This window comes from Streptomyces sp. NPDC052910, from assembly GCF_055585605.1.
In genome coordinates this window covers 797,240-816,690 of sequence record NZ_JBVJJR010000001.1, presented here as the reverse complement: position 1 = coordinate 816,690, position 19,451 = coordinate 797,240, and the positions used below count along the sequence as shown (strand labels likewise).

The window sequence follows — 19,451 nt, the reverse complement described above, 5'->3', positions numbered from 1 at the left end:
TAGACATGGTGTAGAGCTGTGGTGGCAGCCAAGCGCGTCCGCGCGGGGAGCGGCTCCGAGGTCTCGGACGCCTCAACCGTCGCTTTCGGTTCCCAGTCTCCCCTCTGATTCCTCCCGCCCCTCCGACGCGGCCGGGCGGCCGGGCCGGCGGATCGCGCCGACGTTCCGGGGCAGCCGGCCCGCCTCGGCCAGCGCCTTGCGCAGCAGGAACTCGATCTGCGCGTTGGCGCTGCGCAGCTCCTCGGCGGCCCAGCGCGAGAGCGCGTCGTGGACCAGCGGGTCGAGCCGCAGCAGCACCTGCTTGCGCTGCCGCGGCCGTCCTTGCGGGGGAAGGTCGTCCGTCACTGGTACAGGGTGCCGGTGTTGAGGACGGGCTGTGCGGCCCGGTCCCCGCACAGCACCACCATCAGGTTGCTCACCATCGCCGCCTTGCGTTCCTCGTCCAGCTCCACGATGCCCTGCTCGTTGATGCGGGCGAGGGCCTGTTCCACCATCCCCACCGCACCCTCGACGATCATCTGCCGGGCCGCGACGACCGCGCCGGCCTGCTGCCGCTGGAGCATCGCGGAGGCGATCTCCGGAGCGTAGGCGAGGTGGGTGAACCGCGACTCGACGATCCGGACGCCCGCCGCCGCCACCCGGGCGTGCAGCTCGACGGCCAGCTTCTCGGTGATCTCCTCGGCGTTGCCGCGCAGGGACAGCGCCGCCTCGTCGTGGGCGTCATAGGGGTACTCGATGGCGATGTGCCGGACGGCCGCCTCGGTCTGGACGGCGACGAACTCCTGGAAGTCCTCCACCGCGAACATCGCCTGGGCGGTGTCCTCGACCCGCCACACCACGACCGCCGCCAGCTCGATCGGGTTGCCGTAGGCGTCGTTCACCTTCAATACGGCCGTCTCGTGGTTGCGCACCCGCGTGGAGATCTTCTCCCTGCTGGTGAACGGATTGACCCACCGCAGGCCCTCGGTGCGGATCGTGCCGCGGTAACGGCCGAAGAGCTGGACGACGCGGGTCTCGCCGGGAGCGATGGTGTTCAGCCCGCACATGGCGATGATCGCGCCGATGCCGACGACCACCCCGCACGCGATGAGCCCCCCGGCCGCCCCCTTGTTTCCGTCCGACCCGAAGCCGGCTCCCAGTACGACCAGCCCCACACCGGTCAGTAGTCCCAGCAGCCCCAGCAGCAGGGCGAGTCCGCCGCCGATGTCCTTGGCCGGCAGCTCGCGGACGACCGGCGCGCCGGCGCCGGTCGGCGGGCTGGTGGTGACGGTGGTGGTGCTGTCGAGCGGCGCTTCGGGCATGGTGGTCCCCCTGAGTGGTGTCTAGCAAACTGATATCAGTTTACCGCCCTGTACGGTTTCCCGCATCGCGCCGCACCCGGGTTCCGTCCTCCGGGGTGCTATATGTCACGTGCGCCAAACCCTTGATCGATGGGCCTTTGGTCACACTTGCGGTGTTAGCTTCGTGAGCTGGTTGGGGGCGGACAGAGTGGAGCTACGGGAGAGATGGGTCGAGCCGAAGCACGACGGGCGCAGAAGGGCAGTGCCCGCAGCGCCAAGGGCAAGAAGCCCAAAAAGACCGGTATACGTCGCTTTTTCACGTGGAAGAAGCTGCTCGCCTACTTCTTCGGGCTGATCGCCCTGGGGGCGGGCGCCTTCGCGGCGCTGTACATGTACGTGGACGTGCCGAAGGACGGCAAGCACGCCGCCATGGCACAGGCCACCGTCTACAAGCTGCCGAACGGCAAGGTCATCAAGCGGGACGGTGAGTTCAACCGCGAGGTGGTCGAGTTCTCGAAGATTCCCAAGAACGTCCAGAACGCCGTCATCGCGGCGGAGAACAAGGACTTCTGGGACGACTCGGGCGTGGACCTGATGGGTACCACACGCGGCATCCTCAAGACGGTGATGGGCGAGGGCAAGCAGGGTGGTTCGACGATCACCCAGCAGTACGTCAAGAACTACTACCTCGACCAGCGCCAGACCGTCAGCCGCAAGGTCACCGAGCTGATCATCTCGCTCAAGCTCAAGAACGAGATGTCCAAGGAGAAGATCCTCGCCGGTTACCTCAACACGAGCTTCTTCGGCCGCAACTCCTATGGCATCCAGGCGGCTTCGCACGCCTACTTCAACAAGGAGCTCGACAAGCTCACCGTCGAGGAATCGGCGTACCTCGCCGCCCTGCTCCAGGCGCCCAGCTCCTACGACGTCGCCACGGCCTCGGAGACCGGCAAGAAGCTCGTCCACCAGCGCTGGAACTACGTCCTCGACAAGATGGTCGAGAAGAACTGGCTGGCCAAGGACAAGCGCCAGACCATGAAGTTCCCCGATGTGAAGAAGCCCAAGCCGGACACCGGTCTCAAGGGGCAGAACGGGTACTTCTACCAGTTGGCCAAGGAACAGGCCTCGGAGATCCTCAAAAAGAACAACATGGACATCGGCGCCGGCGGTTACACCATCACGCTGAGCATCGACCCCAAGCGCCAGGCGGCCCTGGAGAAGGCGGTCGACGACAAGCTGTGGAGCCATCTGGACCCGAAGAACCGCAAGGTCGACCGGGCCGTCCAGCCGGGTGCCGTCTCCGTGGACCCGAAGACCGGAAAGATCGTCGCGATGTACGGCGGCAAGGTCTTCCAGCAGCACCAGATCAACAACGCGACTCGTGAGGACTACCAGCCGGGTTCGACGTTCAAGCCCTTCATCTACGCCGCCGCTCTGACGAACAACTCCAAGACCCGTAGCGGCGACCCGATCAACGCCAACACCATCTACAACGGCGACAACCGGCACGTCATCGAGGGCCCGGGAGCCAACGGCTACAACCCGGAAAACGAGGACCAGCGCAGTTACGGTCCGGTCACCGTCGAGTTCGGGATGCAGAAGTCGATCAACCCGGTCTTCGCGCAGATGGCCGTGGATGTCGGCCTGAGCAAGGTCAAGGAGACCGCCGTCGCCCTGGGCATGAACGGCAACGCCAACGACTTCGGCGCCCACCCCGCCATGGCGCTCGGCGCCATGTTGCAGAGCCCGCTGCACATGGCGGCCGCCTACGCGACCCTGAACAACCACGGAAAGAGCGTCGAGCCCAGCATCATCAAGTCCATCAGCCGCAACGGCCAGGACATCGACCTTCCGAGCACGTCGGGCCGGGAGCAGGTCCTCAAGCGCGACGCGGCCGACGGTGTCACCGCGGTCCTCAGGAGCGTGGTCGAGAGCGACGACGGCACCGCCAACATGGTCAAGAACTCGCGCTACGAGGTGGCGGGCAAGACGGGTACGTCCGAGTACGACAAGTCCGCCTGGTTCACGGCCTACACGCCGGAGCTGACCACGATCGTCGCCGTCTACGGCGAGTCCGGCAAGGATCACGTGCCGCTGTACGGCGCGGGCGGAAGGGACCGGATCGGCGGCAGCAGCTTCCCCGCCGAGATCTGGTCCGCCTACACGGACGCGGCCCTCGGCGACGACGCCGAAGCCAAGTTCGACCTGCAGACGGAGAACGGCGCCGCCACCGCGGCGCCGCCGCCGGCCACCACGGCCCCGCCGGCCACCACGGCCCCGCCGTCCACGCCGCCGCCCAGCACGAAGGCGCCGTCCACGCCGCCGCCGACCAAGAACACGCCGAGCACGCCGAAGACGCCCAGCGACAAGGAAACGAAGCACACGCTTCCGCCCAAGCCGCCCGTCACCAAGCCGCCGCACACCGGCCGACCCAAGCCGCCCGACACCGGCGGCCCGGGCGATACCGGTGATCCGGGCGGCCAGGGTGGCCCGGGCGGAGACGACGGGCTGAACCTGCCGTAGCCGAACCGCCCTGGCCGAACCGAGCGGCTGCCGTGCCTCATGGGCACGGCAGCCGCTTTTTCGTCTGTGGGGCAGATGTTCGTCTGTGGGGCAGGAGAACCGCCCGCTCACGACGTCAAGTCCCGGCCACGGGCAAGGGCCGGTGGTGAGGCTCCGAGCCGGGCCGTGACCGGCCGGAATCATGCGTACCTGAGGGCGGCCCTGGGTAATGCCGCGCGGTTCCGGCCGCGACGGCCGCCCCGGCCCGCCGGACCGGCCGCGCCCGCCTGCTCCCGAATTGCACGGAAGGGGAGCGGCGGCGCTGCGACCGCGTGCCTCGCATAGTCGCCATAGCGCCCCTAAAAGATGGCTTTTCCCGCAACATCTCCCATGAGTGGCAGCGGCGGAATCGATCGGCTCCGGCCACGCGCCGGCGCCCGGCCGCACGGCTGGAAAGCAACGTGGCGGGATAGCGCCTGGTGCCTGCCTGTTTCCCGCGGGAATGATCTCCGGTGTTCGCCTTCAAGACGAAGGAGAAGTCCATGAGTTGGGCGACGAAGGTCCGTGCTGTGGCGGTATCGGCCGCGACGGGAGCCGCTGTGCTCACGTCCGCCGGCGTCTCCTCCGCGGACACCGTCACAGTTGATCGCCAGGAGATCGGAGGTGTCACCCGGAGTGTGAGCGGCAGTAGGTGCTCGGCGTGGACCCAAGGGGACATGGGCATCGCCTACTGCAAATCCATTGCATTTCGCCCCGCAGTGCGGTGCAGTAAAGTGAATGGCTGGTATTTCGGTCACTGGACCAATCCCAACGCGACGTCATACGTCGTGTGCCCCAAGGGAACGGGTTACGCGGTCGAGGCAAGTGCCGATTCACAGGCGGAGTTCCGGGCGCGTGACGCCCGCTGAACGTTCCGCGTACGACGTGAGAGCGTGGACCGCTCCACGGTGCCTCCGTTCACTTGACGGAAGCGGGGGCTCGGCGTCTTTCTGAGCGACGGCCGAGACCACCCTCCCTTGCGGGGCCTTGAGCGACAGCCCAAGGCCCCGCTCGGCTTTCCCCTACGCGCCCCTCGGGCGTGATTTCCCCCTGTCCCGATCGCAGGGACGTTTCGCTCCCCCATCCCAGTGAGGAACGAAAGTGATACGCATTCTGTGGAGACACACGCGCCTGCCCGTGACCTTGGCCGTGGCGATGGCGCTGGCCGCCGGCGTCGGCACCACCCAGGCGTTCGCGGGAGCGACGCCACCCCCCGGAAGGGCCGACGGCTGGTCGGCGCCCGCCGGGCCCGGCAACGGCGAAGGCGGTGAGAAGGCGCCCGCCGTACCGGTGGAGAAGCGGGCCGAGCTGCTGGGCAAGGACTGGAAGACCTCCGGTGACCGCGCCTTCACCACCTCCGGTGACGGCACCGGATTCCACCTCATGGTCGCGGACGAGAAGAACGGCTACGCCTGGCGGACGGCGGCGTCGCTGTCCGAGGCCGGGTTCGACACCGATACCTGGATCGGCAACGCCTGCGTGACCGCGTCGGGTGCGTACGCGGCCGTCGCCTATGCGCCGCGCACGTTCACGAACAAGCCCGAGCTGATGTCGCGCGGTGCCTTCACCGCGGTTGTCGACCTGGCCGCCGGAAAGGTCACCAAGCTGCCTTTCCAGGCCACGCTCGGCTACTTCTCGCCCGGCTGCGGCCACGGCGACCAGGCCGTGTTCACCGCGTTGTCGGACGACAAGGCGGAGAAGAACCAGACCCGTCTCGTCACGGTCGACGCCGCCACCGGGCGGGTCGCCGAGAAGCAGACGGTGGCCGGTCAGGTCACGTCGGCGATACCCACCCGGCACGGCGTCGTCGGCGCCTCGGGGCCGCACATCGTCACGGTCAAGGCCGGCAAGGTCCGCCCGGTCGCCACGACCAAGGCCTGGCCGTTCCAGCTCAAGGCGGACGCGGACGGCGGCGTCACCTTCATCGACCGCACCCCTGCGGCCACCGGCCCCCAGCGGACCGCGACCGCGGCCGCCGCCCCGGCCGGGGAGACCGCCAGCGTCTCGCGCGTGGGCGCGAACGAGCTCGCCAAGCCGAAGGAAGCCACGAAACCGGCGGTTCTCGCCCAGGGCAGGCTGTCGGAGTTCGACCTGTCGGCCTCCCCGGGCGGGCAGGTGTACGTCACCGGCAAGGCCACGACGAAGGACCGTGCGCGGGGCCCGCTGCACAACCCCGGCGGGATCGACAAGGACGCCCGGGTGTCCAGCGCGGGGCGGGCCGCGGTCACCTCGCGATGGGCGGATGGCAAGGACTCCCGCATCCGGCCCGAGGAAGCGCTCGAAGAGCGCACCGTGCGGACCACGGTGAAGGCCCTGCGCACCGGCAGGGCGATCGAGCTGGACGCCCCGCCCACGCAGGACCCGGTCGGCGGGCGGAGCGGTCTCCGGGCGGGAAGCACCACGTCACCGGCGCTCACGGCGCAGGGCGGTGGAACGTCCCGGCGCTCCGTCGCGGGCGGTACGGTCGAACCCGACCGCTACTGCTCCGTGCCGCGCAACGACCCGCGGAAGCAGGCGTTCCAGCCGACGCCCCGCCAGATCGAGTGGGCCGTGGACCAGGCGGTCGTCGGCCAGTTGAACAAGGGCGCCACCCGCCCGGCGAACTGGAAGAACACCGGCATGGCGGCGTACGCGCCGCAGTCGCTGTTCCCCCTCACACCGCTGAGCGGCGGTACGGGGGGTGACTGGCACGTGCCCGCGACGGTCATGCTCGGCATCACCGCCCAGGAATCCAACATGTGGCAGGCCACCCGGTTCGTGGTGCCGGGAGCCACCGGCAACTCCCTCATCGGCAATTTCTACGGGGTCAAGTACTCCGCCGACGGCAACCAGGCCGACCCGTTCGCCATCGACTTCAAAGAGGCCGACTGCGGCTACGGCATCACGCAGGTCACCGACGGCATGCGGATGCACGGCAGAGAGAAGACCGACAAGAACGGCAACAAGATCGAGCAGCCCAAGACCACGGTGCAGCAGGAGGCCGTGGCGCTGGACTACGCCGCGAACATCGCCGCGGGCGTCAACATCCTCGTCGAGAAGTGGAACGCCACCCAGAAGGACGGCCTCGTCATCAATGACGGCAGTCCCAAGTACATCGAGAACTGGTTCTACGCCCTGTGGGCGTACAACGCGGGCTACCACCCCAAATCGAGCCCCGAGAACGGCAAGTGGGGCGTCGGCTGGACGAACAATCCCGCCAACCCGCTGTGGAAGGAGAACCGGACCCCCTTCCTGGAGAAGCCGGACGGCACCGACGACTACAGCCACGCGGCTCACCCTCAGGACTGGCCTTACGAGGAGAAGGTGATCGGCTGGGCCGCCCGCCCGATCTCGGCGATGACCAAGCCCGGGGATTTCCAGCCCGGCTACCGGGCCGCCTGGTGGAACAGCAAGGAGGCCCGCACCGCGGCGAAGCCGCCGATCGGCCTGTTCTGCGACGGCAGCAACGACTGCAATCCGTCGGCCATCGGCACCGACGCGTCGAACAACACCGGCAAAGGGCCGTGCCTGCTGCCCGGTGACCCCGACACCAAGAATCCGCTGTACCTGAAGTGCTGGTACAACCGTCCTGCGAAATGGAAAGAGTGCACGGTCCTCGCCCAGTGCGGCAATCCGGTGCACCGGTTCGACGACACCTATCCCGAGCAGCCGGACGCGGACTCGTACCCGCCGCGCTGCAACACGGGTCTGCCGGCCGGCTCGCTGATCGTGGACGATCTGCCCGGCGGGACGGTACCGGCCGGATCGCCGTCACGCGGATGCGGGGCCGTGTCCTCGCAGGGATCGTTCGACTTCGACTTCGGCAGCGACAACGCCAGGGTCGACCTGCATCAGATCGGCGCGGGCAACGGCAACCACTTCTGGTTCGCCCACACCCGCTGGAAGGCGACGGCCGAGGGCAAACGCATGGCCGTCAGCGGCAAGTGGACGCTGAACTCGTCACAGCGGGGCTGGATGCGGGTGTACACGCACATTCCGGATCACGGAGCGCACACCCGGCAGGCCGCGTACCTGGTGGGGGGAACCGATTCGACCAGTCCGAAGCGGGTGCAGCCGCAGCGCATCGGCAAGAACAGTTGGGTCGATCTGGGTGTCTTCCGCTTCACCGGCACCCCGACCGTGACGCTGGAAGCGGATACGGACGACGGCGTCGGCACGGAGGACATCGCCTGGGATTCCGTGGCGTTCCAGCCGTTGCCGGGCAAGCCGAAGGACTTCGTCGTCGCGATGGGCGATTCCTATTCGTCCGGTGAGGGTGCCTCGGAAGGCAACCGGGACTACTACCCGGAGACCAATTTCCGGGACAAGCAGAACTCCTCGGCGCGCGACGCCTGCCACCGGTCCACCCAGGCGTGGTCGCGGCAGGCGACCATTCCGGGCCGCGGGGCGTCCAACGGGTCCCGCGCCGACCAGCGCGACCCGTCGCTTGACTACCACCTCATCGCCTGCTCGGGTGCCCGTACGTACAACGTGCTCCCCTACGGCGTGGTCCAGGACAACGGCGGCGAACTGCCGCAACTGGACAAGGGATACCTCGACCAGAACACGTCGCTGGTCACGATCAGCATCGGTGGCAACGACGCCCGCTTCGCGGCGGTCATCCAGAAGTGCCTGATCAAGATGGGTTCGTCGAGCTGCGAGGGGGACACTTTCGGGGAAGGCGACACGGACCGGCACGTCGAGGGCCGGGACCGGAAATTCGTCGGGCAGCCCCTGAAGGACGCCGTTCCCGGAATCATCAACGAGGTGGTCCGCGCCGACATCGCCAAGACGCTGAAGGAGATCCACGCCAAGGCCCCGAACGCGAAGATCGTGCTCATGGGGTATCCGCCGCTGATCTCCAAGAAGGGTGAGTGCCTGCGCTTCGAGTTCGGCGTCTCGTTCGGCTTGTCCGAGGATTCCAGCGCCTGGCTCAACACCGTCGCGGACACGCTGTCCGGCGCGATGCAGGGCGCGGTCGACGACGCCCGGAAGGGTGGAGTCCAGGCCTGGTTCTCCAATCCCAAGGGCAATTTCGACGGCAAGACCGTCTGCGGTGATCCCGAGACCGTGCACGGAGTGGTCAAGACGCTCGTGGACTCGGACGAGCCGCTGGACGACTTCCCGATCATCGGCAAGTACTCCCGGGTGATCACCGAGAAGTACGGGCTGTCGGCCCAGTCGTTCCACCCGAAGATCGCGGGAGCCCGTCTCTACGCCGACGCGCTGGAGAGCACGATGGCCGGCATGGGCCTCTAGCTTCCCGAACGGTTCCCCGAACAACTCCCCGCAGAGCTCCTCGCAGAGCTTTTCGAAGGAGGCCGGAACCACTCGGCTCAGGCGTGAAGGACCGGGTTCCGCGGGAGCGGGCCCGGTCTCTTCGCGCGGGAGCGGGAATTGAGTACGGGTACTCATGAACACCGTCCACCCGAGCGGGGAGACTTGCCGTATGTCGCAGCACGCATCTGCACGACGGACGATCGGCGCCCTCGTCGCCGTGGTGGCCGCTCTCACGGTGACGGGGTGCGGGGCGGTCGACGGAGACGACCTGTTCAAGAACATGAACGGTCACGACGCGCCCACCACGTCAACCCCGACGGCGCCCCGAGGGGACGCGCCGCCGAACCATTCCGACAATTCCCGCGTCACCCGCGCCGCCGCGATGGACCCGCACGACGAGAAGGACGCGCGCGCGAAGGCGGAGGAGGCGGAGAAGGCGCTCGACGCGTCGCGCCGGCACGGTGACGTCGGCCCGGCGGCGGTGCGGAGGACGCTGGGGCGGATCGTCGACCGGTCCACCCTTTCCGTGGCCGGACCGGGGCCGGCGCGGTCCGGAGCGCGTCCGGAAGAAGGCTCCGTGTTCTCCTTCGCCGTGGGCGCGACCGCGTGTGTGTCGGGAAGCGTGGCCACGAGCCGTGTCGCGGTCGACGTCCACGGCCCGTATCCGGACACGGGCTGTGGAGCGCCCCCTTTCACCCATTGACGGGCGGAGACCCCGACGGCCCGGGCAGCCCCAGCTCGAACCACACCACCTTCCCCGTGCTCAGCCGTGTCGCCCCCCACCGCCGGGCCAGCTTGTTCACCAGGTACAGGCCGCGGCCGCCCTCGTCCGAGGGGCGGGCCTGGCGCAGCCGCGGGAGTTGGGGCACGTCGTCACCGACCTCGCAGCGGAGTACGTCCGTCCGCAGCAGGCGGAGGGTGATCGGCCGTTCCGCGTACCGGACGGCGTTGGTGATCACCTCGCTGACCAGCAGTTCCACCGCGTCGGTGAGCTCCGTCAGGCCCCAGCGGTCCAGCGCCCGGCGGGCCAGCCGGCGGGCCTGGCGGGCGGTCTGCGGGCGCGGGTCGAGGAACCAGTACGCGACGTCGCTCGGCGCTATGCCCTCGAAGCGGGCGGCGAGCAGGGCGATGTCGTCGTCCCGGTCGCCCGGGCCGAGCATGCCCAGCACCTCGTCGCACAGCGGCTCCAGCGGCGGCGGGTTGGGAAGGGTGAGGCGGGCGGTGTCGATGAGTCGCTCACGGAGCTGCTCTATGCCCGTCCAGACGTCCCGGATCCGCGACTCGACCAGCCCGTCGGTGTAGAGCAGCAGGGTGGCGCCCGCGGGCGCGTCCAGCTCCACGGCCTCGAAGTCCACCCCGCCGACGCCGATCGGCGCGCCCGGCGGCACCCGCAGCACCTCGGCCCGGCCGCCGCGGTGCAGCATGATGGGCGGCGGATGGCCCGCGTTGGCGATCACGATGCGGTGCGAGACCGGGTCGTAGACCGCGTAGAGGCAGGTCGCCATCCGGTCCGAACCCAGCCGCTGCGCCTGCTCGTCGAGATGATGCAGCACCTCCTGCGGGGGCAGGTCCAGGCCCGCCAGGGTCTGCGCGGTGGTCCGCAACTGGCCCATGATCGCGGCGGACGTCATGGAGTGGCCCATCACGTCGCCGACGACCAGCGCGATGCGGTTGCCGGGCAGCGGGATGGCGTCGTACCAGTCGCCGCCCACCCGGCGGTCTCCGCGGCCGGCAGGTAGCGGCTGGCGAGCCGGACACCGGTGGGCTGCGGGAGGGAGTCGGGGAGCATGGTGCGCTGGAGCTCGTCCGCGATGTACACCTCGCGGCCGTAGAGCACCGCCTTGTCCACGCCGAGCGCGGTGTGGGTGGCGAGCTGCGCGGCCACCAGCAGGTCGTCGCCCTCGAACGCCGAGCGGTCGGGGCGGCGGATGAAGACCGCGGCGCCGATGACCCGGCGGCGGCCGCGCAGCGGCGCGAGGATCGTCCGGCGCCGCTGCGGTACGTGCCGGTCCTCGCCCAGCAGTTCGGGCAGGGCCGCCCGCGCGGCCGAGGAGTCCCCGAAGACGGGCCGGACACCCCGCAGCACCTCCGCGAGCGGCCCGCCTATGCGTACCTCGCAGCGCTCGGCCGCCTCGTCGGCGAGCTCCAGCCCGAGGCCGGGGGAGTCGGCCGGCCGGGATCCGGCCTCCGGCGCCGCGGGGCCCTCCGGCGGCCAGGTGGTGTCCGGCGTGCCCAGGCCGCGCGCGTACTCGGGGAGCCGGTCGGTGCGGCGCAGCCGCAGGACGACGGGGCCGACCGGCCGCTCGTCGCCCACCGGCAGCGGGTCGCGCAGGTAGACGAGGATGGCGTCGGCGAACGTCGGCACGGTGGCCCGGCAGAGGCCCAGCACGATCTCGTCCAGGTCGATGCCGCGGGCGATCCGGCGGGTGGCGGCGCCGACAAAGCGCAGCCGCTCCCCGCCGCCGGAGTGCGCCCCGGCCGCGGGGCCCGTGCCGCCGGGCGGTCCGGCCGCTTCGGAGGCGCTCACGACGGGCCGTACGGGCCGCGCCCCGCGCGGCAGCGGCAGGTTGTCGTCGGACCTGTCACCGGACCTGTCACCGGGCCTGTCGTCGGGGGCGTCGCCGGGGCGGGGGCGCGGTGCTGTGGCCGGCGCGGGCGTCGGCGCGGTGGTATGCCGGACTGCGGCATTCCGCTGTCCTCCGTGGGAGTCGGTCTGCTCCGTCACGCGTGGGGTTCCATCCGTCGGGGCGTCAAGCCCGGTCGCACAGGGCGCACCATGGTCAGGCGGCGCGTCGCAGATTGAGGAAGAGCTGGATCTCGGGGGGGACGTCCGTACTCAGCGGGGCGTAGGCCAGCGAGTTCTCCCCGACGATCTCGAACCCCGCCTCGCGGACGACCTCCCGCAACTCGTCGCGCAGGTAACCCGATACCCGAATCGTGTTACCGAGGAACGGTATCGCATAGTCGTCCACGTCCGCCTCCACCATCGAGAGAGCCATCAGCCCCCCGGGTCTCAGCAGCCCGTGCAGCATCCGCAGCGCGTGGGGTATCTCCGGGCGCGGCAGCATCAGCAGGGCGAAGAAGGCCGCGACGCCGTCGAAGGTGCCCAGCCGTCCGTCCCGCAGCTCCGCGAGGTCGGCCTGGTGGAACTCCGCCCCCGGGACGTGAGCCCGGGCCAGCTCGAGCATCCCTTCCGACAGGTCGACGCCCACCACCTCGTGCCCGGCCTCCACCAGTTGCCGGGCCGTCGGCAGGCCGGTGCCGCAGCCGACATCGAGGATCCGGGAGCCGGCCGGCAGCGACTCCGCGAGCCAGGCACCGGAGGCGAGCTGGCCCTCCTTGTGCGGGAACGCCTCGTCGTACCGGTCGCCGATGGCGTCGAACGCCTCGGCCTGCCCGCTGCGGTCCAGGCCCGCGGGGGCGTAGCCGTCGTAGGCCCGCCGGATGTGGTCACCGCTCACCGCTCCGCCCTTCCGCCTGACTGCTTCTGACTCCACGTCATGTTCCCCGGCGCGCCGGGTGCGTTGCCGGTGGGCGACGCACACGGGGGCGCGGAGGACGATCCTACGGTTGCCCCGCGGGGCGACGGCAAGCGCTTCACGCCCGCAGGGGCGCCGGAGTGCGCCCCCAGTCGTCCGGGAGTGCCGGCACCGGCCACGCGGGGTCGGGCCGCCAGTGCTCCCAGCCGGAGGCGAACGGGGCGTCCCACGCCTCGATCCGCCTGACCGCCGCCCGCCCGGCGGCCCGCACCTCCTCGGCACGGGCGGCCGGCATCAGGCCCACCCGCTGCGCCTGGGCGAACTCGTCCTCGTCCTTCCACTCCCAACTGCGGTCCGGGTAGACGGCGATGTCCAGGAAGTGGTCCTCCGAGTCGACCCCGCCGGCCCAGCGCGTGAGCGGTTCCTCAAGATTCACGTACCAGTTCCTGAACCGCCAGTCGAGGTCCCAGAAGAGCCAGACCGACCAGGATTCGCCGGGCCGGGCCAGCTTGAGCACCCCGGTGCCCGACCAGGCGTCGACCCGCGTGGTCCGCGGCTTGGTGTACCGGGTCGCCAGGGGCTCCTGGTACGGGGGCGTGCCGTCGGCGAGCACCGGACGGACGCACTCCGTCCCGGGCGCCACCCAGACGGCGAGCAGGTCCGCGGTGTCCTGGACGACCGTCACCGGCCGGCAGATGTGCACCTGGTCCCCGGCGTTGGCGCGGTAGCGCCAGAGGATCCGGTCGCCGGGGGCCCAGAACCCGCCCGCGGAGCCTGTCGTAGTCCTGGTGTCCGCTGTCTCCGCTGCCATGCGCAGATCTTAGGGGGCGCGGCCGGGCGCGTGCCGTGATGTGTACCGCACGGGTGGCGACGCCCGCGCCCCGCCGAGGCCGTGCCGTCGCCCGCGTCCCGCTACCGCCGCGCAGCCACCCGTGTCCCGCTAGGGCCGCGCCGTCACGGCCGTGTCATGCGCAGTACGTCCAGAGCCTCGTCCAACTGCTCCGCCGTCAGCAGGCCGCGCTCGACGTACCCCTCGTCCAGCACCACCTGACGAATGGTCTTCCGCTCGGAGAGGGACTTCTTGGCGACCTTCGCCGCCTCCTCGTAGCCGATGTACCGGTTGAGCGGCGTGACCACCGAGGGCGAGGACTCGGCGTACTCCCGGGCCCGCTCCACGTTCGCGGTGATCCCGTCGATCGTCCGGTCGGCCAGCAGCCGCGCCGCGTTGCCGAGCAGCCGGACCGACTCCAGCAGGTTCCTGGCCATCACCGGCAGCATCACGTTGAGCTCGAAGTTGCCCGCCGCGCCCGCCGTCGCCACCGTCGCGTCGTTGCCGATCACCTGGGCGGCCACCATCAGGACGGCCTCCGGGATCACCGGGTTGACCTTGCCCGGCATGATCGAGGAGCCCGGCTGGAGGTCGGGAAGGCTGATCTCGGCCAGACCGGTGCGCGGCCCCGAGGACATCCAGCGCAGGTCGTTGGCGATCTTCGTGAGTCCGACGGCGATCGTCCGCAACTGGCCGCTGGTCTCCACCAGCCCGTCCCGCGCGCCCTGCGCCTCGAAGTGGTCGCGGGCCTCGGTGAGCGGCAGCCCGGTGGTCCGGGCGACCTCGGCGATGACGGCGGCGGAGAAGCCGGCGGGGGTGTTGATGCCCGTGCCCACCGCCGTCCCGCCCAGCGGGAGTTCGGCCAGTCGCGGCAGGGAGGCGCGCAGCCGCTCGACGCCGTACCGGACCTGCGCCGCGTACCCGCCGAACTCCTGGCCGAGCGTCACCGGCGTGGCGTCCATCAGGTGCGTCCGGCCCGACTTGACGACCTCGGCGAACTCCTCGGCCTTCCGCTCCAGCGCCTCCGCCAGGTGCTCCAGCGCCGGGATCAGCTCCCGGGTGACGGCGGCCGTGGCGGCGATGTGGATCGAGGACGGAAAGACGTCGTTGGACGACTGGCTGGCGTTGACGTGGTCGTTGGGGTGCACGTCCCGGCCGAGCCGTTCGCTCGCGAGGGTGGCGAGGACCTCGTTGGTGTTCATGTTGGACGAGGTGCCGGATCCGGTCTGGAAGACGTCGACCGGGAAGTGCTCGTCCCAGCGTCCCTCCGCGACCTCGGCCGCGGCGGCGGCGATCGCCTCCGCGATCTCCTTGTCGACCACGCCCAGCTCGGCGTTGACCTTGGCGGCGGCGGCCTTGATCCGGGCCAGCGCCTCGATGTGCGCCCGCTCCAGCCGCTGCCCGCTGACCGGGAAGTTCTCCACGGCCCGCTGGGTCTGCGCCCGCCACTTGGCGTGCGCGGGGACGCGTACCTCACCCATCGAGTCGTGCTCGATCCGGTACTGATCGCTCTCGGTCATCGTCACTTACCTCCTGTGGAGTACAGCGTTTGGCCGGTTCACGGTGTTCCCGAAGGCCACTACCAGCCAGTAAATACCGCGAGTAACAACAGAAATCGGGGAGGCTCCATGACACGCAGACCCACCCTGCGCTGTTCACTCGCGGCCGTCGCGGCTTTCACAGCCGTGTTCGGCGGTATGACCGGAACCATGGCCACCACCGGCACCGCGCACGCCGCGGGCCGTCCCGTCGCCTCGACCCCGCTCACCCCCGAGCTGGAGAGGATCCGGGCCGCCGAGGCGGTCGGACTCTACGGCGACGCCGCCGAACGCCCGCTCGCCGAACGGAAGACCTCCCTGTTGTCCCTGGGCGACAGCGAGATATCCGGCGAGGGCGTCGGCACCTACGAACCCGGCACCGACGGCCCGGACAACTGGTGCCACCGCTCACCCGACGCCGCCATCCACCGCACCTCGATCCCCGCCGACGTCACCTACAACGTCGCCTGCTCGGGAGCCACGACCGTCAACATCCGCGCCGGCGGCACCAAGCAGTACGCCGACGAGCTCGTACAGAGCGACAACCTGGCGATCAAGGCCCGCAACACCCGCGTCAAGCTGGTCCTGCTCGTCGCCGGCGCCAACGACGACCTCCAGTTCGGCCCGGTCATGACCGACTGCGTCACCCGCTACCTCACCCTCCAGGGCACCTGCGAGCCGAAGTACGCCCCCGGCTGGCAGGCGCGCGTCGACGGCCTGGTGCCCAAGGTCGAGCAGACCGTCCGCGACCTGCGCACGGTCATGCGCGACGCGGGCTACGCCGACGGCGACTACAAGCTCGTCGTCATGGGCTACCCGAGCCCCATCGGCCCCGACTTCGAGGACAACCCGGACTACCCCGGCAAGCTCCCCGGCGGCTGCGTCGGCTACACCTCGGACGCCGCCTGGGGCCGGAACAGCGCCGTGCCCGCCTTCGAACGCGGCATGCGCCGGGCCGCCCGCGAGAGCGGCGCCTCCTTCCTGGACAACTCGCGCCTCTTCCACGGCCACGAGGTCTGCATGGACGACGCCTGGGCCCGCGGCCTCTACGTCGACCTCTCCCACCCGTTCCCGCCGGACTCCAACTCCGTCCGCCAGTCCTTCCACCCCAACGCCCGCGGCCACGCCGCCTTCGCGGCCTGCCTCAGCGCGTTCTACGCCTCCGCCCACCGCGAGGCGGGCTGCGCCGACCCCGCGAGCACCGGGAAACCCGAGCTCTACGGTGGCGCGTGGGACGACGCGTACCGGCCGCTGCGCAACGACGCGACCGGCACCTGCGTGGACGCCTACGGCTCCACCTCCCGCAACGGGACGACGGTCGGCGGCTGGGACTGCACGGGCAGCCGCAACCAGGAGTGGATGTACGACGCGGCGCGCGGCTCGCTGCGGACCGCCCTCTCCCACGACCGGTGCGTCGACGTCCCCGGCGGCAAGTACACGGCCGGCGCCGCTGTCGCCCTCTGGAACTGTCACGGCGGTGCCAACCAGCGCTTCACGCGCTCCGGCGGAACGTTCCGCCCGGCGGCCGCTCCCGATCTCTGCCTGACGCTCGCGTCGGCGAAGGACCCCGTGCGGCTCCAGCGGTGCGACGGGTCGCGGAGCCAGAGCTTCGCCTGACGGCGGGGAGCGAGCCCCGCACCCCGAAGCGCCCTGCGGGCGCTGTCCTCAAACGCCGGACGGGCTGATATAGCCCGTCCGGCGCTTGAGGACGAGCGGCGAAGCCGCGACAAGGGGGGTCCGGGGGCGCAGCCCCCGGGAATCGGCGAAGGGGAGGGACCGGGGCGAACCCACCTACAGCCCGGGCCCCCGCACCGGGATCGACGTGAACGTCGGAGACGACGGTGCCGGATCCTGGAAGAAGTCGTTCCCCTTGTCGTCGACGACGATGAACGCCGGGAAGTCCTCCACCTCGATCCTCCAGACCGCCTCCATCCCGAGCTCCTCGTACTCGACGACCTCGACCTTCTTGATGCAGTCCTGCGCGAGCCGGGCCGCCGGACCGCCGATCGACCCGAGGTAGAACCCCCCGTGCGCGGCACACGCGTCCGTGACCTGCTTCGAACGGTTCCCCTTCGCGAGCATCACCTTCGAACCGCCCGCCGCCTGGAACTGCTCGACGTACGAGTCCATCCGCCCGGCCGTCGTCGGCCCGAAGGACCCGGACGCGTACCCCTCGGGCGTCTTCGCGGGCCCGGCGTAGTAGACGGGGTGGTCGCGCAGGTACTGCGGCATCTCCTCACCCGCGTCCAGCCGCTCCTTGATCTTCGCGTGCGCGATGTCGCGGGCGACGACCAGCGGCCCGGACAGCGACAGCCGCGTCTTGACCGGGTACTTCGTCAGCTCGGCCAGGATCTCGTCCATCGGCCGGTTGAGGTCGATCCGCACCACGTCGGACGACTCGTCCAACTGCTCGTCCGTGGTGTCCGGCAGGAACCGCGCCGGGTCCGTCTCCAGTCGCTCCAGGAAGACGCCCTCGGCGGTGATCTTCGCGACGGCCTGGCGGTCCGCCGAGCAGGAGACCGCGATGGCGACCGGGCAGGACGCACCGTGCCGCGGCAGCCGCACCACGCGCACGTCGTGGCAGAAGTACTTGCCGCCGAACTGGGCGCCGATGCCGATCTTCTGCGTCAGCTCGAAGACCTTCTCCTCCAGCTCCTTGTCCCGGAAGCCGTGCCCGAGCGGCGAGCCCTCCTCGGGCAGCTCGTCCAGGTAGTGGGCGGAGGCGTACTTGGCGGTCTTCAGGGCGTACTCGGCGCTCGTACCGCCGACCACGATCGCGAGGTGGTACGGCGGACACGCGGCCGTACCCAGCGAACGGATCTTCTCCTCCAGGAACTTCATCATGCTCGCCTCGTTGAGCACGGCCTTCGTCTCCTGGTAGAGGAAGGACTTGTTGGCCGAGCCGCCGCCCTTGGCCATGAAGAGGAACTTGTACGCGCCGCCGTCGGTGGCGTACAGCTCGATCTGGGCGGGGAGGTTGGAACCGGTGTTCTTCTCCTCCCACATGGTGAGCGGCGCCATCTGCGAGTACCGCAGGTTGAGCTCGGTGTAGGCGTCGAAGATGCCGAGCGAGAGCGCCTCCTCGTCCCGGCCCTCCGTGAGCACGTTCTGGCCGCGCTTGCCCATGACGATCGCCGTGCCGGTGTCCTGGCACATCGGGAGGACGCCCGCGGCGGCGATGTTGGCGTTCTTCAGCAGGTCCAGGGCGACGAACTTGTCGTTGGACGACGCCTCGGGGTCGTCCACGATCTTCCGCAACTGGGCGAGGTGCGCCGGGCGCAGGTAGTGCTGGATGTCGTGGATCGCCTCCGCCGCGAGCCGGCGCAGCGCCTCGGGCTCCACCTTGAGGAACGTGCGTCCGTCCGCCTCGAAGGTCGACACGCCCTCGGAGGTGATCAGTCGGTACGGCGTCTCGTCCTCGCCCAGGGGCAGCAGATCCGTGTAGGCGAACCCTGGGGGGACTGACCGGTCAGACATCGCGGCGATTCCTCACTCACTCTGCGGGTTGGGGGTGCCGGACGGGCCCGGGGTCCGTCGGCGCCTCTCAGGGTAGGCCGCCGGGCGGCCGGCGGGCCGGTGAGGTTGCCCTCACCCGGCCGCGCGGAACCGCCACCCGCCCCCTGTCGCGATCTATCGCGAATGGTTAGGCTGGTGTCGTGGACGAGTCATCGCCGGCGAAGCGCCGAGTGCCCCTGACCAAGTCGCCCGCCGTGCCCGGCCGGGCCGCGCCGACGGCGCCCGCCGCGCCGGATCTGCGCGCGTCCGACGCGGACCGCGACCGCATCGCCGACATCCTGCGGGAGGCGCTGGCCGAGGGCCGGCTCACCCCGGACGAGCACGCCGACCGCGTGGACGCCGTGTACCGGGCCCGTACGGCAGGCGAGCTGGAGCCGCTGGTCCGGGACCTGCCGGCCGGTGCCGCCCGGCCCGCCGTCGCCCACCGTCCGGCGCCGGCGGACCCGGACGGCTCCTACGCCCCGGCCGCCCCCGCCGAGAACCTGATAGCCGTCTTCGGCGGCGCCACCCGCCGGGGCCGCTGGCGCGCGGGCGGCAGGCTGAACGCGTTCGCCCTGTTCGGCGGGGTGGAGATCGACCTCACGGAGGCGTTCTTCGAGCGGCGGACCGTGGTCATCAGCAGTTGGGCCCTTTTCGGCGGCATCGAGATCAAGGTCCCGGAGAACGTCTCGCTGCGCTGCACCGGCACCGGTGTCTTCGGTGGGTTCGACGTCGACGCCCACGAGTCGCCCGACGAGGGCGCGCCCGAGGTCGTGGTGACGGGCTGGGCGCTGTTCGGCGGAGTGATGGCCAAGGCCCGGGCGGGCAAGCGCGTCAAGGACCTCCGCGCGGCCGGCTGACCGCGCCGCAGGCGGTCACGCGGCCCGGAGGGCGGGGCGGGGGTGACGGACGGGATTCCGGTCATGGCAACGGTGTGAATAAGCACGCGCACAGCGGGTAAAGCTTGGTGCATCGTCTCTCGTACGGCTGCGGGTGCGACTGTCGGACAGGGGCCGTGCAGGGTGAGACG

General features: G+C 70.4%; 12 protein-coding genes and 1 pseudogene. 6 read left to right on the top strand and 7 right to left on the bottom strand.

Annotated elements, in window-relative coordinates; translation table 11 throughout:
• Window positions 1-72 precede the first annotated feature (72 nt).
• Window positions 73-345: a type II toxin-antitoxin system antitoxin gene (locus ACZ6X9_RS03460; protein ID WP_469776217.1), complete on the bottom strand. Its 273-nt coding sequence runs from the start codon at window positions 343-345 to the stop codon at window positions 73-75.
• Window positions 342-1,301, bottom strand: coding sequence for an SPFH domain-containing protein (locus ACZ6X9_RS03455; protein ID WP_469776216.1), 960 nt, complete (start codon window positions 1,299-1,301; stop codon window positions 342-344). Before ACZ6X9_RS03455 ends, ACZ6X9_RS03460 begins: the two co-directional genes overlap by 4 nt.
• A 204-nt stretch (window positions 1,302-1,505) precedes the next feature.
• On the opposite strand from ACZ6X9_RS03455, the gene ACZ6X9_RS03450 reads away from it, so the two are divergent.
• The 4 genes from ACZ6X9_RS03450 to ACZ6X9_RS03435 all read left to right on the top strand — a co-directional run bounded on the left by ACZ6X9_RS03450 (window position 1,506) and on the right by ACZ6X9_RS03435 (window position 9,783).
• Window positions 1,506-3,803, top strand: coding sequence for a transglycosylase domain-containing protein (locus ACZ6X9_RS03450; RefSeq protein WP_469776215.1), 2,298 nt, complete (start codon window positions 1,506-1,508; stop codon window positions 3,801-3,803).
• Between the two features lie 491 nt (window positions 3,804-4,294).
• A complete protein-coding gene (locus ACZ6X9_RS03445; RefSeq protein WP_469776214.1) occupies window positions 4,295-4,690 on the top strand; it encodes a hypothetical protein in 396 nt (131 codons plus the stop codon).
• A 232-nt stretch (window positions 4,691-4,922) separates the two neighbouring features.
• Entirely contained in the window at window positions 4,923-9,059 is a 4,137-nt protein-coding gene (locus ACZ6X9_RS03440) for a NocE (protein WP_469776213.1), read from the top strand.
• 190 nt (window positions 9,060-9,249) lie between these two features.
• Complete coding sequence (locus ACZ6X9_RS03435) at window positions 9,250-9,783, top strand: hypothetical protein (RefSeq protein WP_469776212.1); 534 nt, start codon at window positions 9,250-9,252, stop codon at window positions 9,781-9,783.
• On the opposite strand, the pseudogene ACZ6X9_RS03430 reads toward ACZ6X9_RS03435, so the two are convergent.
• The 4 genes and pseudogenes from ACZ6X9_RS03430 to ACZ6X9_RS03415 form a co-directional block, all read right to left on the bottom strand.
• Window positions 9,773-11,880 (bottom strand): annotated as a pseudogene (locus tag ACZ6X9_RS03430) (SpoIIE family protein phosphatase). The gene ACZ6X9_RS03435 and the pseudogene ACZ6X9_RS03430 overlap by 11 nt on opposite strands.
• The gene (locus ACZ6X9_RS03425) at window positions 11,861-12,541 is read right to left on the bottom strand and encodes a class I SAM-dependent methyltransferase (protein ID WP_469776635.1); all 681 of its coding nucleotides are present in this window, start codon (window positions 12,539-12,541) and stop codon (window positions 11,861-11,863) included. The pseudogene ACZ6X9_RS03430 and the gene ACZ6X9_RS03425 overlap by 20 nt, the downstream one beginning before the upstream one ends.
• Window positions 12,542-12,677: 136 nt before the next feature.
• Window positions 12,678-13,370 (bottom strand): cytidylyl-2-hydroxypropylphosphonate hydrolase, encoded by a 693-nt coding sequence (gene fomD / locus ACZ6X9_RS03420; protein WP_469776211.1) that lies wholly within the window; start codon window positions 13,368-13,370, stop codon window positions 12,678-12,680.
• 143 nt (window positions 13,371-13,513) lie between these two features.
• Window positions 13,514-14,908: a class II fumarate hydratase gene (locus ACZ6X9_RS03415; protein ID WP_469776210.1), complete on the bottom strand. Its 1,395-nt coding sequence runs from the start codon at window positions 14,906-14,908 to the stop codon at window positions 13,514-13,516.
• 108 nt (window positions 14,909-15,016) lie between these two features.
• Between ACZ6X9_RS03415 and ACZ6X9_RS03410 the strand changes: the two genes are divergently transcribed.
• The gene (locus ACZ6X9_RS03410; protein ID WP_469776209.1) at window positions 15,017-16,543 is read left to right on the top strand and encodes a ricin-type beta-trefoil lectin domain protein; all 1,527 of its coding nucleotides are present in this window, start codon (window positions 15,017-15,019) and stop codon (window positions 16,541-16,543) included.
• Between the two features lie 174 nt (window positions 16,544-16,717).
• On the opposite strand, the gene ACZ6X9_RS03405 is transcribed toward ACZ6X9_RS03410, so the two are convergent.
• Window positions 16,718-18,403 (bottom strand): fumarate hydratase, encoded by a 1,686-nt coding sequence (locus tag ACZ6X9_RS03405; RefSeq protein ID WP_469776208.1) that lies wholly within the window; start codon window positions 18,401-18,403, stop codon window positions 16,718-16,720.
• Window positions 18,404-18,612: 209 nt separating this feature from the next.
• Between ACZ6X9_RS03405 and ACZ6X9_RS03400 the strand changes: the two genes are divergently transcribed.
• Window positions 18,613-19,281, top strand: a complete 669-nt coding sequence (locus ACZ6X9_RS03400; protein ID WP_469776634.1) for a DUF1707 SHOCT-like domain-containing protein — start codon at window positions 18,613-18,615, stop codon at window positions 19,279-19,281.
• Window positions 19,282-19,451: the final 170 nt, after the last annotated feature.

Excerpts from the sequence above, each read along its gene's own strand:
- ACZ6X9_RS03450 (WP_469776215.1), top strand. The coding sequence starts at position 1,506 with ATGGGTCGAGCCGAAGCACGACGGGCGCAGAAGGGCAGTGCCCGCAGC.
- fomD (WP_469776211.1), bottom strand. The coding sequence starts at position 13,370 with ATGGCAGCGGAGACAGCGGACACCAGGACTACGACAGGCTCCGCGGGC.
- ACZ6X9_RS03435 (WP_469776212.1), top strand. The coding sequence starts at position 9,250 with ATGTCGCAGCACGCATCTGCACGACGGACGATCGGCGCCCTCGTCGCC.
- ACZ6X9_RS03410 (WP_469776209.1), top strand. The coding sequence starts at position 15,017 with ATGACACGCAGACCCACCCTGCGCTGTTCACTCGCGGCCGTCGCGGCT.
- ACZ6X9_RS03415 (WP_469776210.1), bottom strand. The coding sequence starts at position 14,908 with ATGACCGAGAGCGATCAGTACCGGATCGAGCACGACTCGATGGGTGAG.
- ACZ6X9_RS03455 (WP_469776216.1), bottom strand. The coding sequence starts at position 1,301 with ATGCCCGAAGCGCCGCTCGACAGCACCACCACCGTCACCACCAGCCCG.
- ACZ6X9_RS03405 (WP_469776208.1), bottom strand. The coding sequence starts at position 18,403 with ATGTCTGACCGGTCAGTCCCCCCAGGGTTCGCCTACACGGATCTGCTG.